Source organism: Spirobacillus cienkowskii, from assembly GCF_037081835.1.
Taxonomy (GTDB): Bacteria; Bdellovibrionota_B; Oligoflexia; order Silvanigrellales; family Silvanigrellaceae; genus Silvanigrella; species Silvanigrella cienkowskii.
Genome location: NZ_CP146516.1, coordinates 175848 through 193302 on the forward strand (window position 1 = coordinate 175848; position 17455 = coordinate 193302).

General features: G+C 31.3%; 13 protein-coding genes and 1 tRNA gene. 9 read left to right on the plus strand and 5 right to left on the minus strand.

The genetic code is table 11. The features are described 5' to 3' along the window. Window positions 1-197: 197 nt before the first annotated feature. Window positions 198-845: an NUDIX hydrolase gene (locus Spiro2_RS00765; RefSeq protein ID WP_338636409.1), complete on the plus strand. Its 648-nt coding sequence runs from the start codon at window positions 198-200 to the stop codon at window positions 843-845. Between the two features lie 13 nt (window positions 846-858). Further along, the gene (locus tag Spiro2_RS00770) at window positions 859-1671 is read left to right on the plus strand and encodes a Cof-type HAD-IIB family hydrolase (protein WP_338636410.1); all 813 of its coding nucleotides are present in this window, start codon (window positions 859-861) and stop codon (window positions 1669-1671) included. Window positions 1672-1686: 15 nt separating this feature from the next. On the opposite strand, the gene leuS is transcribed toward Spiro2_RS00770, so the two are convergent. Next, complete coding sequence (leuS, locus tag Spiro2_RS00775) at window positions 1687-4137, minus strand: leucine--tRNA ligase (protein WP_338636411.1); 2451 nt, start codon at window positions 4135-4137, stop codon at window positions 1687-1689. A 307-nt stretch (window positions 4138-4444) separates the two neighbouring features. On the opposite strand from leuS, the gene Spiro2_RS00780 reads away from it, so the two are divergent. Continuing rightward, entirely contained in the window at window positions 4445-4999 is a 555-nt protein-coding gene (locus Spiro2_RS00780; RefSeq protein ID WP_338636413.1) for a DUF1003 domain-containing protein, read from the plus strand. Between the two features lie 15 nt (window positions 5000-5014). Here Spiro2_RS00780 and Spiro2_RS00785 read toward each other — a convergent pair whose 3' ends face one another. Continuing rightward, entirely contained in the window at window positions 5015-5743 is a 729-nt protein-coding gene (locus tag Spiro2_RS00785) for an EI24 domain-containing protein (RefSeq protein ID WP_338636415.1), read from the minus strand. Window positions 5744-5791: 48 nt separating this feature from the next. Here Spiro2_RS00785 and Spiro2_RS00790 point away from each other — a divergent pair, with 48 nt between their 5' ends. The 3 genes from Spiro2_RS00790 to ligA all read left to right on the plus strand — a co-directional run bounded on the left by Spiro2_RS00790 (window position 5792) and on the right by ligA (window position 11592). Continuing rightward, window positions 5792-8143 carry a DNA translocase FtsK gene (locus Spiro2_RS00790; protein ID WP_338636417.1) on the plus strand — a complete coding sequence of 784 codons (2352 nt, stop codon included), beginning with the start codon at window positions 5792-5794 and terminating at the stop codon, window positions 8141-8143. A gap of 28 nt (window positions 8144-8171) precedes the next feature. Continuing rightward, a complete protein-coding gene (locus tag Spiro2_RS00795) occupies window positions 8172-9557 on the plus strand; it encodes a helix-turn-helix transcriptional regulator (RefSeq protein ID WP_338636419.1) in 1386 nt (461 codons plus the stop codon). 64 nt (window positions 9558-9621) lie between these two features. Continuing rightward, the gene (gene ligA, locus Spiro2_RS00800; RefSeq protein ID WP_338636420.1) at window positions 9622-11592 is read left to right on the plus strand and encodes an NAD-dependent DNA ligase LigA; all 1971 of its coding nucleotides are present in this window, start codon (window positions 9622-9624) and stop codon (window positions 11590-11592) included. On the opposite strand, the gene Spiro2_RS00805 is transcribed toward ligA, so the two are convergent. Then, window positions 11587-12681: a ComEC/Rec2 family competence protein gene (locus tag Spiro2_RS00805; RefSeq protein WP_338636421.1), complete on the minus strand. Its 1095-nt coding sequence runs from the start codon at window positions 12679-12681 to the stop codon at window positions 11587-11589. The genes ligA and Spiro2_RS00805 overlap by 6 nt on opposite strands. Before the next feature lie 270 nt (window positions 12682-12951). On the opposite strand from Spiro2_RS00805, the gene Spiro2_RS00810 reads away from it, so the two are divergent. Next, window positions 12952-13028: transfer RNA gene (locus Spiro2_RS00810), tRNA-Arg, on the plus strand. A gap of 12 nt (window positions 13029-13040) precedes the next feature. Here Spiro2_RS00810 and Spiro2_RS00815 read toward each other — a convergent pair. Beyond that, window positions 13041-13268, minus strand: coding sequence for a hypothetical protein (locus Spiro2_RS00815; RefSeq protein WP_338636422.1), 228 nt, complete (start codon window positions 13266-13268; stop codon window positions 13041-13043). A 120-nt stretch (window positions 13269-13388) separates the two neighbouring features. Beyond that, complete coding sequence (locus Spiro2_RS00820) at window positions 13389-14345, minus strand: acyl-CoA desaturase (protein WP_338636424.1); 957 nt, start codon at window positions 14343-14345, stop codon at window positions 13389-13391. A 383-nt stretch (window positions 14346-14728) separates the two neighbouring features. Between Spiro2_RS00820 and Spiro2_RS00825 the strand changes: the two genes are divergently transcribed. Next, a complete protein-coding gene (locus tag Spiro2_RS00825; RefSeq protein ID WP_338636425.1) occupies window positions 14729-15820 on the plus strand; it encodes a M12 family metallopeptidase in 1092 nt (363 codons plus the stop codon). A 311-nt stretch (window positions 15821-16131) separates the two neighbouring features. Then, entirely contained in the window at window positions 16132-17430 is a 1299-nt protein-coding gene (locus Spiro2_RS00830) for a M12 family metallopeptidase (protein ID WP_338636426.1), read from the plus strand. Window positions 17431-17455 lie beyond the last annotated feature (25 nt).

Genomic DNA, 17455 nt, shown 5'->3' on the forward strand with positions numbered 1-17455 from the left:
TCTTTTGTTCTGGTAATTTCGGGTAAAATTTTTAAATTTTAATGATTGAGAGCTGTTTTTGGCTTTTTGTATTTTATTGAGAATATTTGCAATTATATTGAATGTTGTGATACTAATTGGACTGAATTTTTATAAACCTTTTTTGGTTTTAATATTTTAAACTTTTATTTAAGATTAAAAAGATGTTGGTATAGAACATGTTAGATTATGAACAATATGGAAATAGAAAATTTATTTTATCTTCGCTTTATAATTATGAAACTCAGATTGTAAATGGATTATTTAAAAATTATGAATTTGAAAATTTAAATAATATTAAAGAGTTTGATAGTTTTATAAAAAAGAATCCTAATTGTTTTGATAGAACATGTTTAAAAGGCCATCTAACAGGATCAGCTTTTATTATTAATTCAAAAATAAATAAAGTTTTGTTTACTTATCATGCAAAACTAAAAAAGTGGTTGCAATTGGGAGGGCATTGTGATGGAGATTTTTTGGTTCATAATGTCGCAATTAAAGAAGCAAAAGAAGAATCGGGTTTAGAAAATTTTTATTACTTAGATTTATTTAATTTTCCAAAATTTTATTCTGATGCAACATTAAATAAAATACACCCTATCCCTTTTGATATTGATATTCATTTTATACCAGCTAGAAAAAATGAGCCTAGTCATTTTCATTATGATGTCTGCTATCTTTTGACAGCTGATGAACAGAGTCATGTTACAATAAGTGACGAATCAATTGACTTAAAGTGGATCTCATTTTCTGAAATACATTATTATACAAAAGAAGTAAGTATTTCTAGGCAATTACAAAAAATTAAAACATTAATTAATTTTTAAAGGATGATATTAAATGAAAGCTGTTGCTCTGGATTTAGATGGTACGTTATTAAATAGTAAAAATTTAGTATCTGATTATTCTAAAAGAATTTTAAATGATATTTCTAAAATAGGAATTAAAGTTGTGCTAGCGAGTGCTAGACCTGTTCGATCTGTATTACAAATAGCAAAAGATATTGGTGGCATGGAAGACCAGTTTATAATAGCCTCCAATGGAGCATTGATTGCAAATTTTTCTGGGGAAATTTTATATAAAAAATCAATTCCTAAAAATATTATTGCTGATACCTGGGAAACAATTAGTCATTATACAAAATCTAATCCTAAAGAAGAAGTTACGGTTCATATTTATTCTGAATTTAAATGGCTAATTCCTTTTTATACTGAGAGTGCACAAACTGAAATTAAAACTATAGGTTTTTCTCCAGATATTGTAGGAAAAGAAGCCTTTAATATTGAAAGTGCAGAAAAAATTATGATTGTCGCAAAACCAGATTGTATTCAAAATATTATAAAATTTATAAAAGATAGTAAAATTAAATTAAATGCTGTTCTTTCAAAACCAGATTATCTTGAAATAAATGCAGAAAATGTAACTAAGTATTCTGGTGTTTTTGAATATGCCAAATTAAAAAATATCTCTGTAGATAATATTATGGCATTTGGCGATGGAGACAATGACGAGCTCATGCTAAAAAATTGTGGTTTTGGTATTGCTATGTCAAATGCTTCTGAGCGTGCAAAAATGGCTGCTAAACATGTTACTTTAAGTAATGATGAAGATGGTGTCGCAAGATTTTTAGAAAACCATTTTTTAAAAAAATAACTAAATAATAGAATATTAAATTACAAAATTTAATATTCTATTAGCAACATAAATGGTTTTTTTAATAGGTTTGCCTTCGAGTAAAGAACGCACATTAGCATTTTGCATTGCAGTTGCAACAGCTTCTTCTTGAGAAGCGTTAACGGCTAAACAAATTTCTCCTCTGTGTTTGCCATTTACCTGCACACCAATTTTGATTTCGTTATCTTGAGTAAGCTCAGGATTAAAGCTAGGCCACTCACTTGTGGATACAAAAGGATAATCCTTGCTTTCTGGAGATATTTTTTCTTCAACAATGCATTTGTACCAAAGTTCTTCTGCAAGGTGAGGTGCAAAGGGTGATAAAATTTTTAAAAACTGACCCAGTACTTCTTTATTTTTACATTGTGTTTCTGCAATTGAGTTTAAAAATATCATCATCTGTGCAACCGAAGTATTGAAACTTAGGTTTTCTATGTCTTCTGTTACTTTTTTAATAGTTTTATGAAGAATTTTTAAATCTTGTTGTGAAGCAGGTTCGTTATTAAGTTGACTCTTGCCATCATCAGAAAGAAAGAAACGCGTAATTCTGCTTAAAAAGCGATGCACTCCTGCAAGATTGCTGTCATCCCATTCTTTGGTTTGGGTTAAAGGCCCCATAAACATTTCGTAAACACGCAATGCATCGGCTCCATATTGTTCTACAACATCGTCAGGGTTAATTCCGTTGCCTTTAGATTTAGACATTTTTGCGCCATCTTTGCAAATCATGCCTTGGTGTACAAGTTTTTGAAATGGTTCATCAACTGGACATATGCCTGCATCATATAAAACTTTTGTCCAAAAGCGCGCATATAATAAGTGACCAACGGCGTGTTCTTGTCCGCCAATGTAAAGATCTACTGGCATCCAGTATTTGAGTTTTTCATAATCTGCAATGCAGTTTGAGTTAAACGGATCAATAAAACGTAAAAAATACCAACTGCTCGCCGCTGAACCGGGCATGGTATTTGTTTCGACAAATTCTATTTCGCCCTGCGCATTTTTTCTTTGCACCCAACTTGTAATTGCTGCGAGTGGGCTTTGGCCATCTCCTGTCGGTTCGTAGCTTGTAACTTCTGGCAGGGTTAAAGGTAACTCATGCTCCTCTAGACTTCTCACTACATTTCCAGAAGAATCTTTTAAAATAGGAATTGGCTCGCCCCAATATCTTTGACGACTAAAAACCCAATCTCTAAGTTTATATGTGGTATTTTTTTCACCAAGATTATTTTGAGCAAGATATTCTATCATTTTTTCTTTGCCTTGCTCAACGTCAAGACCGTTTAAAAATTGCGAATTTATAATTGTGCCATCATCAGTATATGCTTGATTATTGATATCAATATTCCTGTTAGGCGAAGAGATAACTTGAATGATATTTAAATTAAATTTTTTAGCAAATTCATGGTCTCTTTGATCATGCGCAGGAACAGCCATAATTGCGCCTGTTCCATAGCCTGTTAAAACATAGTCGCTAATCCAAATTTGTATAGGATTTCCTGTTAAAGGATGCACTGCAAAAGCACCAGTAAAAATACCTGATTTTTCTTTATTCAGCTCTGTGCGATCGAGGTCGCTTTTTTGCGAAGTAACTTTTTGATAATCTTTTACTGCTGAAAGTTGCTCTGCGCTAGTGATTTTAAGAACAAGTGGATGCTCTGGCGCTAAAACCAAATAGGTTGCGCCAAACAATGTGTCTGGGCGGGTTGTAAAGACTTCAATTTTTTCTTCATTAAAATGTTGAACGGCAAATTTAATTTTTGCACCCGTCGATTTTTTGATCCAATTGCGCTGAATTTCTTTGGTGGACTCAGGCCAATCAAGTTTATGTAAATCATCGAGCAAACGATCTGCGTATGATGTGATTTTTAGCATCCATTGTTTCATGGGGACGCGATAAACAGGATGCCCCCCTCTTTCGCTTTTGCCTTCAACAACTTCTTCGTTGGCAAGCACAGTTTTAAGCGCTGGGCACCAATTTACAAAGACTTCTGCCTCGTACGCCAAACCTTTTTTATAAAGCAAAGAAAATATCCATTGAGTCCAATGATAATATTTTGGATCACAGGTGGCAATTTCTCTTTCCCAATCGTAAGAAAAACCAAGGCTTTGTAATTGTTTTTTAAAGTTTTCAATTGAGTTGTAAGTTACCTTTGATGGGTGTTCACCAGTATCAATTGCATGTTGTTCTGCGGGAAGTCCAAACGCATCCCAGCCCATAGGGTGGAGAACGTTGTAGCCTTTCATGCGGTAAAAACGAGCAACGATGTCTGTGGCTGTATAACCCATAGGGTGTCCAACATGAAGCCCCGATGAACTTGGGTAAGGAAACATGTCTAAAGCATAGTATTTAGGTTTAGAGGAGTGATCGATAGTTTTAAATAGGCTGCTGTTTTTCCAGCATTTTTGCCAATGTGGTTCAATTTGCTTGTGCTGATAAGACATGGATTTCCTCAAAAAATGGAAGTTAAGATTATCCCAAATTTTTAGAATTATGGAATAATTTATTCTGAGTTGTTTGTAACAAAGTTCATCACGTTGAGAAAGTCTATTTTGTTTGAAAAAGAATTTTTAAGTGATTTAAATTAAATATTTATAGTGATTAAAGTAGGTTGAAATAAGGTTTTGCTAAATAATAAACCTCATTGTCACATATTTGTCACAAAATATTTACAAATTCTTGTCGAAGGTGTACGGTGTAAGATGCTCTTTCAAACGCCTGTAGTATTTCAGTCAATCTCCAAGGATTTTTATGAGACTCACAAAAGAAAAAATAGATTCATTTCGAAAAATTAGAGATAAATCTGGATCTCGTTTTTATGAATTTTCCACTTCGTGGTGGGGTCTTTGTTTTTTTATTTCATTAATTGGAGGTTGTGTTCTGTGGAATGCATTTATGCCACTTAACGCTCTAGTGTTTGATCCCTACCCTTTTAATGGATTGAGAACTGTGTTGGCATTGTTAGGAGCCATTCAAGCCCCTATTTTGCTTTTATATAGCAGAAAATCTACAGAATATAGAAAAAGTATTCTTGAACAAGACTTTGAATTGGAAAAGAAAATTTATAAAAAAATTGAAAATCTAGAAAAACAATTAAAAGAAAATAATGATGTGTATTTGCAAGAACTAAAAAAAATTAGCAAATTTACTAGAAGCCTAAAACACAAAAGAAAAACACATAAAGAAAGTATTAAAAATGTGTTGCCAACGGTAGAAAGTAATAAAGAATTTTTAACAACAAATACAAAAAATAGAGAGCAACTTAATTTAAGACAAAATGAAAATAACGAAAATATAACTGCTTAAGCTGTTTTGTTGTTTTTACTCAACTGGGTTTGACGAAGTCGAAATATTTGCAACAATAATTGCGCCTGCTGCAGCCATCGAAAAAGAAAAGACTGTACCTATTATTGGAATATAGCTCCAGATGCCAAGACCAACACAAGTCCAAAAATTATTGATTCCAAAAGATATTCTTTTTTTAAGAGGTAAGTTTAAAAGAAGAAGCGTTCTATCAATGTGGTTCCAGCCGAGATACCATGCTCCTGCTAAAATCACAATTGGGGCAAAAATATGCACAAAAAAAGTAATAATAAAAATACAAAAAACTATAATTGCCTTAGTTATTTCTGAAAGTATACTATCAATAAAATCCATAAGAGTTTGTTTTGGTATTTTTTTTAAGGCTGTTTTTTCAAAGCAATTTTGTGCTATAATATCGTATATTGGACTCGCAACAGCATTCACAAAGCTTGTGCCAAAGATACTATAAAAAATGATTCCTAAAAACCACATGACAATTTCAATTAAGAAAGGTTGAAACATTGGTGCTAAAAAAGTTCCATCCCATTTTACGGCAAGAGAGTTAAATAAGGGGACGAGCCATTTTCCGATAACGATATTTCGTAGGATCCAAAAATAAATAATCATGTTTACAAAGTGGGGCGTAACGCCTAAAATCAACATAGCTTTATTACGCCGGAAAAATTTGAGAGAATGCAGTGGGGATTTGAACCCTAAAATTATTTGATGCAACGGTGAGTTTAACATGTTACCTCTTTCCAAACCATAGATGTAAGTGACTTATGGAGACTTTTAATGGCATCATCCACAGAATTACAAAATAAAGCACCTTTAAGTGACACATTTCAAAAAAATGAGCCAGATGATTTAGAGTATGTTAAAGAATATGTTCATGTAATACTTCTAGCAATAGTGTTTTGTGTTTTTGTGTCGGTGATTACATATAATCCAGCAGATCCAAGCTCATTTAATATTAGTTCTGTAGCATCTCAAAATCACGCTCAAGTAACTAATACTTTTGGTTTATTTGGAGCGTCTGTTGCGGATTGGGGTTTTCAAATTTTTGGTTTAGGTTCAATTGTTTTTACAATGGTGTTTATTATTCAATTATTAAATACATTTAAAAGACCAAAACAAAAAAGTCGCTTCGCACTTCGTCTTTTTGGGTATCCTCAGTTGATTATTTGTTATTTAGGTTTGCTTTCACTTGTTACCACAGAGTTTCATTTTAGAGGCATTTACATATATACAGGCGGTGTGATTGGTCATTCAATTGCCCAGTTTTTTGTTTCTTTTGTGGGAAAGACAGGGGCATTTATCTCACTTTCTTTTGGGATGATTGCAAGTTTAACGCTTGCTTTAGGAATAAGACCAATTACTTCTGGCGCATATTTATTATCATTAATACCTTTTAAATTTGCTAAAAAAATGGCAGGCGCAATTTCTGATCAAGGCATAGAAAAGGAAATAGCACAGCACAATGCAGAGAGTGCATTAAAAAAAACTCACGATCTGACATCACATAAAATTAGCCAAAAAAAAGATCAAAATATATTTGAAGAATCAGAAAATTTTGTTGCAAGTATCTTGGGCGAAAAAAAAATTTTAAATTTAAATAATAATATAAATCAAACTGAATCTTATGTTAGCCAAACAGATTTTGATAAACTCCTGTCTTGTTTAGAGTATCACAAAAATTTAAATTCTAAGAAAAACATGGAATTAGAACAACTAAAACTTAAAGAGGAAGCTAAATTAATAGAAGAAAAATTTGCAACTTTTGGCGTTAAAGGATTTGTAACAAGAAGTTTAAATGGCCCGGTTATCAATTTGCATGAATTTGAACCGGCATCAGGGGTAAAAGTAAATAAAGTTCTTTCCTTACAAGATGATCTTTCGCTCGCGCTCAAGGCGCAAAGTGTTTTGATTGGGCTCCAACCTGGTAAAAGTTCTTTAGGCATTGAGCTTCCTGCGCACAATCGAGAAACAGTCTCGTTACGAGAAATTATGGAATCAGAAGTTTTTTTAGGTAAAAACATGTCTTTACCTGTTGCATTAGGAAAAAATATAGAAGGATCTCCGCTCATTTCTGATTTGGCGGCAATGCCTCATTTGCTTGTTGCTGGTGCGACAGGAGCGGGTAAGAGTGTTTGTATTAATGCAATGTTGATAAGTTTAATGGTCAGTAAAACGCCAAGGCAGCTTCGTTTATTGCTTGTTGACCCTAAAATGCTTGAATTATCGGTATACGATGGAATAGGCCACCTTCTCATGCCTGTTGTCACCGAGCCAGATAAGGCGGCAGGAGCATTAAAATGGGCGATTGAGGAAATGGAACGCAGATATCGATTGATGAAAAATTACCAGGTGAGAAATATTATGGCGTTTAATAATGCCATTTTAAATGGTGAATTTCAGCAAACTGATCAGAACTTACAAAAGGTCGATATTTTACCACATATTGTTGTTGTTGTAGACGAATTGAGCGATCTGATGATGACTTCACCAAAAGATGTAGAAGATAGTATTCAACGGCTTGCACAAAAAGCGAGAGCGGCTGGGATTCATCTTATTCTTGCAACCCAACGCCCAAGTGTTGATGTTTTAACTGGAGTGATTAAAGCAAATTTGCCTTGTCGCTTAAGTTTTCAGGTTGCTTCTCGCCATGATAGCCGTACTGTCATAGAAACCATAGGAGCTGAACGACTTTTAGGTAAAGGTGACATGTTATTTTTACAGCCTGGAGTTAATAAAGTGATCCGTGCGCAATGCGCTTTTGTGACAGACAAAGAAATTGCAGCAACAGTAAAAGAGCTAAAAACCCTTTATCCTCAAACGTATGAAACTCATATAATTCAAGAAATTGAACGAGCATCTTTGGATCTTAGACAAAAAAATGACAAATCTACTGAAAGTATTACACTTTCATTATCTAATGATAATGAGACGATCGATGAAAACACACTTTATGATAGAGCTGTAGAGTTTGCTAAAGAAATTGGAAACGTGAGCACATCAAGTATTCAGAGAGAGTTCCGAATAGGTTACAATAGAGCCGCTCGTCTTATGGATAGAATGATTTTGGAAGGAATTGTTGGGCAGGCAGAATCTTCTGGTAAACCGAGACCTGTTTTAAAACGATTTTAAGGTTCTTCAACAAAAGGATCCGTTTATTATGAAATTGACCCAAGAAGCATACCAGAACGATAAAAATGCACTTGGCGTTACTTATGAAACGGCCGCTCTCGTTGGTAGCCGTTTGCGTCACGCTCGTGAACTCAAAAAATTATCACCCTCTCAGGTCTCTGCTCGTGTTAAAATTAGAGATCGTTATATTGATGCAATTGAAATTGGAGATTGGGATGTTTTGCCACCTGGCTTAAATGGGCGTGGCTTAATTCGGTTGTATGCGAGGGAACTTGGAGTTTCTATTCCTGAGTTTGAAGCGTTTCATCATTTGCAAACAATAATGGTTGAAAAACAATCAGAAAGTTTAATGGAAGCGTCATCAAAAAAATCTAAATATCACCCAGCAGCAGAAGAGTCTGCAGAAGTGATTCGTTCTATTTCTAGAAAAGAATATCAAAAAAATGCTCAATCTGAACACCCAGAGTATCATTCATCCACAAGCGATGAACCAAGTTTTGCTCAGGCTCGTAATACAAAAATTTACTCAAAACCCCTATATTCACAAAATAACGTGACAAACGCATCAAGTCCTATTGTAACTCCAAATATTTATGAAGTATTGGGCTTAGAAGTTGAAGAAAAAGCTACTGCTACTAAGTTAAATGTAGAAGCTAAAACTAAAGAAACAGTTGCGGCAAAAAGAACATTACCCACTGCAGAGCCAATTAAAAAATTTACTTATCCACAGGAATCAATAGAAGATGTTGAAAAAAATGTTGTAAATAAAACAGAAATTATAGAGCCAAAGATTCAATTTAAAAAAGATTTAAATGTGAGTTTAAATAAAAATAATCATTCTGAAGTTATGAGAGAAAAGAAAAAACTTAAAATTGACTTGAACCCACTTCAAATTATTGGAGTCATGGGATTCATGATGATTTTTATTTTTGTAAGTTTATTTTTATTTTCAAGAAATTCTGGTCAAATTAAAGTTACTAATTTGACCGCTAAACAGATAGAAACAAATATTGGAGAGTCAGAATCTCTGACAAATTCACAAATTAGCGAATACAATTCAAAAGATAAAAAATCTGCAGGAAGCACTGAAAAATTAAAAGACACTGCTTCTCAAACAAAAACAACAACACTATCTCCCTCTCAAAAACTCTCAAATACTTTAGAGGTAGAAAGAATCGCGAAATTAAATATTTCTTCTAAAGTTACAATTACGGTTGAGGCTGATGGCAAGCAGGTTTACTCAGGCACTCGGGATTCTGGAGTATTAGATGTTCCTTTTAAAGATAAAGCAGAAATCGTAATTTCTGATGCTTCGAAGGTTAGTTTAGTTTATGAAGGCATTAATCATGGGTCTTTGGGGTATCCTGGTAGAAAAAGAAAAATAATCCTTAATGCTAAGCCATATGTTGATTAACTCACTTGCAGAATTATAAATGACCTTGTTATAACCTCCTCTAAGCCTAAAGGAGGTTTTTTTAATGTCTCTAAGTACCGAAAATAAAAATAAAATAGAGCATATTGCTTCTGAGCTTTTATACCACAAAAAACTTTATTATTCAGGTAAAAGTGTGATTAGCGATGCTGTTTACGATGCCTTAGAAAACGATTTGCGAATGCTTTCACCTAACCATCCGGTTTTATCGTTGGTTGGCTATAAATTTGAACATACGGGAAAAAAAATTTCTAGAAAAACTGCAATGTTATCTTTAGCAAAAACTTATAGCATTGAAGAGCTATACGAATTTTTGGGTAAAAATAGTTGTGTGGTTATGGATAAAATTGATGGCATGGCTTTATCTGTTGAATACAATTCAAACGGTAGTTTTTTAAGGGCTTCAACTCGAGGAAACGGTATACTTGGAGAAGATGTGTCTGAGCATGTCTATCACATCAAAAATATACCAAAAAAATTAAACATTGATGCAGCATTTGATAAATTTAAATTTGAAATTCGAGGAGAAGTTTATTTTCCATTAAACGAATTTAAAAACTTTGCAGAACGGTTTGATAGTTTTAGAAATGCTGTTCCTGGAACTTTAGGTCGAAAAGAAGTTGACGAAGCAGTAGATGTTTTGAGAGTGCTAAATTTTTGTGTTTACGATTTTTTAATTTATGACAATGATGGTGAATTGGTTAAAGCAAGTGATTTAAAAAAAATATTAAATATTAGTCCTATTTATTTAGAAAAAATGTACTTGTTAAAAAAACTTGGATTTACAGATAATTTTGATCATATGCAAGAATTCTTGTTACCAAAAGATAGCACTGAATTAGGAATATATATTGATAATTGGTATTTAAAGCAAAGAAATTATTCTATTGATGGACTTGTTTTTAGAATTAATGATGAAGTGATTTGGGAAAATTTAGGCAATACATCTCATCATCCTAGAGGTAGTCTGGCGTTTAAAAAAGCAGGAGAAACAGCAGAAACTGAAATTTTAGATATCGAAGAAAATGTTGGAAGAAGTGGTAAAATTACTTTTCGAGCAAAATTAAAAACAGTGGATCTATCTGGAGCTAAAATTTCTTATGCAACATTGCATAATGCAGAGTTTATTGAGCATGGAAAGTATTCAGTTGGTGCAAAAGTCGAAATTATTAGAAGTGGAGAAGTGATTCCAGCAATTGTAAGACTTATTGAGCCATCAGATAAGCCATTTCAGCTGCCAACAAAATGTAAGTGTGGTTTTCCTTTAACAAGGCAAGGTCCTGATTTGATGTGTTTAGAAAAAAGATCTTGTAATTTTAAAGATCAAGAAAGCCTTGTTTATTTTGTGTCTTCTTTAGATATAACAGGTGTTTCTGATAAAATTGTTTTAAAAATTAGAGAAGCAGGCTTGGTGCAAGAGCCAGCAGATTTTTTTAAATTAACTGTTGAAGATTTATTACAAATTGAGGGTTTTGCAAAAAAATCATCAGATAACGTCATTGCTGCGATAAAAAATTCTAAAAATATACCACTAGCAAAATTTTTAACTTCCTTAGGTTTAAAGCGAGGAGGTGCAGTTAAATGTCAAGAAGTTGCTCGTAAATGTGGAAGTTTAGAAAAGGTGTTACAAATTTCATTAGAAGAACTTGTGCAAGAAAAAGGCTGGGCACAAAAGTCTGCAGAAGATTTTATTCAATCATTGCATGATAAAAAAAATATTATTAAAAATCTTTTAAAATTTGTTACTGTATTAGATGATGACAGCAGTTTAAAAATTAAATCCCAGAATCAGCATCCTTATTTTGGAAAAAATATTTGTATAACCGGAAGTTTATCAAGACCTCGTGATGAGTACAAAAAAATTCTTGATAATGTTGGAGCTAAACTTGTTACTTCGGTAAGTTCAAAAACAGATTTTTTGGTTTGTAATGAAGTCTCTTCTTCGTCAAAATATAAAGATGCATTAAAATATAATGTTACAATAATCAATGAAAATGAATTTGCAGAAAAGTTATGACGAAAGAAATTTATTTTTAAATAGAGTCATCTTTTTTTCTTTTAAAAAATCAGATAATAACCAAAGTAAAATCAGTATAAAGTTTAAATAAAAAACTCCGATATTTGTAAATAAAATATTGGAGTTTTTATAGGGATCGATTAAGTTATTGTTATTAAAGTATAAGGCGATTTTTTTTAATAAAAAAAGAGAATAATCTAAATTTAAAATAATATAATCGTAAAAAAATATTGTATCAGGCAATATTAATGCTGATAAAGATAATGGTGTTATTAATAGACAAACAATTGGAGAAGCTAATATATTTGCTAAACAAGAATTGTAAATATTTGTTTCAGAAAATGGAAAAAGTATTATACCAATAACTAAGGAAGTTAAAATGGTTGATGAAATCGATTGAATAATTAAATTTTTTTTGTTAACTAGTTTTTTTGATACCCTTAAAGAAAACTCTGCAGATGTAGCTCCAATCGCAGAGAGTAGAAATGAAAAATTAATAAAAATATTACCAAAATAAAATAACATAAAAGAAAGAACAATTAATCTAATAAATGTGTTTGATAAAATGTAAGGAAAAAATTTGAAAAATATTGTATACTGTTGTTTTATAAAATAAATATTTGAAAAATAATTTAATCCAACAACTCGAATTAATGCGCCACTGCACCCAAATAGGCTGCAAATTATAAATGCTATAACAAGAGAATTGATATTTTTGATCTGGTTGATTAAAATCATGAGACAATGAGGTTTAATTTTTATATTTAAAATTAAGTATAAAGTTGATCCAATGAATGTACTAACAAATTGAGCTAAAGGGACAACTTGCGCGCCAGATATTGCTAATAAATGCATTAAACCCGAATTTTGAAATATAATAGCTTCGTAGAAGCTAAGTTTTCTAACATTGCCTAAGTAATTTAAAGCCAAATTTTCTTCTAGTAAGTTTTGAGATATATAAATTGCTTTTTGCTCTATTAAAGCAGATAAATTTATAAATTTTTTAATAAAAACTGTTTCTGAATAAGAATTAGGCATGCCAAAACTGATTGTAATTAAAAAAACATAAATAATGCACGAAAAAAACATTTTTTTCACATTGTGATTCCAATATATTTGATTGAACCACCAATTCCAAAGGGGAACGGAACCGTGGTTTTGGTGTGTTCAAATCACAAATTTTTTATACTCAATTTTTGTCGTTTTTAAGTAGTGTGACTTATAATTGGGCAGTGTTGATCAAATTTTAAACAGTTTGCTAAGAAATTTTAAAAAAGCTTTGCTGTTTTGTTATCAATAATTTGTCGATTATTTTAAAACTTGACGGAATGAGATATTTTTGTAAAAAATATTGATGATGTCGCCATAGCTCAGTTGTATAGAGCACTTCTTTCCTAAAGAAGGGGTCGCAGGTTAGAGTCCTGCTGGTGACGCCACTCCCTATAAAGTTAAGTGTTATTGTCTAAATCTTCTGAGCGAGTGCTTTCTTCAATAGTTTCACCACATTTTCTACAAATATATTTTATTTTAGTGGGTCTTGTTGTAATGCCAAATGTAACAAGAAACCAGCCAATTCCTGTGTATTCTGCTTTAGCTGTAACCATATGATGGTTTCTATCAAAACCATCACTGCAGGTCTTTTTAGGTGAATCTTGGTTTTTTGAGTTATTGTCCATAAAATTTTGTCCTTAACAAAATAATTGATTTTGCAAAGACAAATAATAACAACATTTAAACAAAATTAAAAATATCAAGCATAGAATTCTTAAGAGAAATACTTATTAGTTTAAATTTGGTTAAATAATCTTTTTAGTATTATACCCTGTTTTTGCAGTAACTTTATGCAATTTAGAGTTTTCATTTTGAGCAACCTGCACAGAATTGTTTAGAATACTTGTGTTGGGAAGCGTTACGTCTTTTATTAATTTAAAGAATTCTAAAGACTTAATGAGTAACCATGTTTGGTCTAATTGCCACCATTTCCAGCCATGACGTGCAGAGCGTGGTTGCGCATGGTGGTGATTGTGCCAACCTTCACCAAACGCTAGAATCCCAACCCACCAGTTGTTACGGGACTCGTCGTTGGTTGGAATAGGTCTTGTACCCCATTTGTGGGTTGCTGAGTTTACAAACCAGGTAATATGATAAACTGTAACAAGTCTGACAAAAATCCCCCAAATCATAACGCTAATTGCATTATGCCAGTCAAAACCAGGGTTTGGGCCAATAATACCGCCTAAGCCTAGTAGCATAAAACCAACCGCAAACTGAATCGGAATCATGTTTTTCTCAAGAAACATATAATACTTATTTTTTGCAATATCTGGGCAATAATACGCAACCTCTTCGCTAGAGTTTAGGTCTGCTCTTCGGTTAAAAATAAAACCAATATGAGAGTGCCAAAAACCTTTATTGATGTTGTGAGGGTCTTCTGATTTGTCAGAAAAGGCATGGTGAACTCGGTGTTGTCCTATCCATGAAATGGGTCCTCCTTGGCAAGCGAGAGTACCAAAAAAAGCCGCAGTATACTCTAAAGGTAACGCAGCTTTAAAGCCTTTGTGGGATAAAAGTCTATGAAATCCAAACGTTATTCCGTACATTCCGGTTAAATAATGCAACACAATAAATATGATAAAGGCAGACCACGAAAAGTAGTACCAACTCAAAGTCAAGGCTATAAGGTGAACTATTGAAATCCATAGGAAATTTCGCCAGCTAAATTTTGTTATGTTAGCAGATTGTCTTAATTTCATAGTTACCTCGACTAAATAGAAAGATCCCAATTAATCTTTCACTTATTCGACATTTTATAAGATTTGGAAGCATTTTAACGTAAAAGTAATGTAAATGTTGTATTTATCTAAAATTATTAGATTATTTTATTTTTGACTATTTTTTTTATCCAATGTGTAATCCCGAATTATTTTCTTCCGAAACAGAGTTTTAATATGCTCTTTACGTAAAGAAAAAAAGTTGTATTAAAAATTAAAAGTTACCTTAAAATAACTTTTAGTATTTTGATTTTGACATAAAAATTTTTATTATTTTATTTATTTATAAAATTAAATAAATAAAATTAATAAATATTTTTTGCTAATAAATGATATAAAATAATTTTAATTTGTAGGAGGTTTTTATGAAAGTTAAATTTAGAGTTTTATTAGTTGCATTTTTAGGGTTCCAAACTATTTCAATAGCTAAATCAGCAGAGATGAATAAAAATGTAATGAAAAATTTTTATTTAAATATATTTGAAAACGATATGCTTTTACCACCGGTAAGCGGAAAAGATAGCCTTAGTGCTCCAGTTCCACAAACTGCTTTGTGGCCAGATGGGAGAGTTTATTATAAATTTGAGCCAGAACATTATTTGCCAGAAGAAAAAAAAGTAATTAGAGAATCAATGAAGTATCTCGAATCAATTGCAAGGGTTAAATTTGTAGAAGGAGGCACTGATAATTATTTTATTAGAGTTGTTAAACATGATGGAAGTGGTAAAGAATATTGGTGTTCAGCACATGTCGGAAAATTGAAAGTATCAAATGATTGGAAACAAATATTAACTTTAGGATCAAAATGCATTGATAAAAGTATCATTCTTCATGAATTATTACACGTTTTAGGAATGCACCACGAACAAACAAGGCATGATAGAGACAATAACATTAAATTATTAAACGAAAATTTTTCTGGCGGTAAACTTCACGAAAATCATAATTATACAAGGTATGAAGATGTAGGCAGTTCTCGTTTTACGAGCTATGACTTTGATTCTATCATGCATTATCATGGTTTTAGTGGTTCAAATAATAATTTACCTGTTTTATTACCAACAAGATGCTATAACAGTTATAAAGCAAATCCTAAAGCCTATGAGTTTTATAATGTTCAAAATTTACAAGGTTGTGATGAATTAAAAAAGATATCTGTTTGGAAAAATGATTTGAGCGAAGGAGATAAAATGTCTTTAGCTAAAATGTATGGACCTGCAAAATTTGTTTTACCAAACGGTCATCAAGAAGTGTTGAATGCATGCATAAAAGAAAATAAACAAAGTCCATGGTTGGTATCAGTAGATGAAAATACTATGGTACACACTTATTATTCTTACAAGCCTAGAGATAGTGAGAGTTGTTCATTGACTTACTTTATGTATGTAAAATCGCCTGAAGGAAATTGGACTAAGACTGAAACTGAAGAAGAAATTATTTATAAGCAAAATTTATAAATAATTTATTGTATATATAGATATAAAGTTAAAAAATTTATTAATACAAAATTATTTTCTAATACTAATATTAATTATTATATAATTAATATTAGTATTAAATTTTAAAATAATATAAAAAATAATAATTATAAATAATAAACAAAATTAATAATTATTAAATTAATTTTGTTTATTATTTATTAAAAAATATAAATAATCAATTGACATATAAAAAAAATCAAATAATTTAACAAACTGTTTATTAATAAATTGGTTTTAATTTTATTTTTTAATAAGCAATTTTTAATTTATTTAAATAAGGGTAATTTATGAATTTTTTTTTAAAAAATTGTGTTTTATATTCTAGTTCTTTATTTGTTACTTTGTTTTCGTATGCGAATGAAAATTCTTTTAACTTTTTAAATGTTGAAGAATTAAGACAAGAAAGTGCTCCTATGCCAGAAGTGTCTTACTTTCCTGAACATAACGGGGTAATTCATTATCGAGCAAAATATTGGCCTGAGGGTAAGGTTTTTTACAGATTTGCAGAGAATCATTATACCGAAGAGCAAAAAGAAATAATTTTAAGTGCCATGAGAAAAATAGAGCAAGTCGCTAAAATTAAATTTATAGAACAAACTGATAAAGAAAAATATTATGTAATTATTGAAAGATATAATTCAACAACAGGGGAGGACTATGGTTGTTCATCTGATATTGGTCTTCAAGATTATTTTGTTAAATTTAAAAAAGACTTTAAACAAGTTTTAGCATTAGGGCGTAATTGTCTTTATAAGAAATTGTACCAGGGTTATAATTTAGTTGAATTGCCTGATAATAGCACTGTACTTCATGAGTTGATGCATACCCTTGGCATACATCATGAGCAAAGTAGACAGGATAGAGACGATCATATTGTATTGTTACCAGAAAATTCTTCTTCATCTAAGATTGAGGAAAATATTAATTATACAAAAAACCACGAACAGTTCACTTCAAGCATAACTTCGTATGATTTTAATTCAATTATGCAATATCACCCATATTCGGGATCAAAAGATGGTTATCCTGTAATGATACCTAAAAAATGTGAACTGTTATACCGTCAGAATCCTGAGATATTTCATATTCGTAATGTTTTTAGCATTGTTGGCTGTGATGAAATAAAGCAAATGATAAATAGATCCGAAGAATTAACTAGACTTGATATTTGCACGTTACAAGCTATGTATGGAGAGCCACAAGAAGTACCAAATCCAGTGGATTGCAGCGATTTATTTAGCAGAGTATCAGGAAACAAAAAGGTAACAAAAGATGAAGTCAATAACGCTAATGGCGAGAAGTTATTAATTAAAATATCTTCAAAACAAGAAAATAATGAAAAACATAAAATAGCTCCAAAATTATTTATGTCAGGTGATCAAATTGATATAATTAATTGCAAAACAAAGAAGGAATTTAGTAGTGATTGGAAAACATTTCAAGAAAGTAATATGTTATTAAGCTATTATATTTATTTCTCAGAAAAAGATGGAACATGTAAACAAGAAATTCATACCTATGAATATGATCAAGTAGAAAAAAAATGGCCTGAAAATCCAAATATAATAAAAATTATTATAGATTAAAAAGATAAATTAAAAATATTATCAT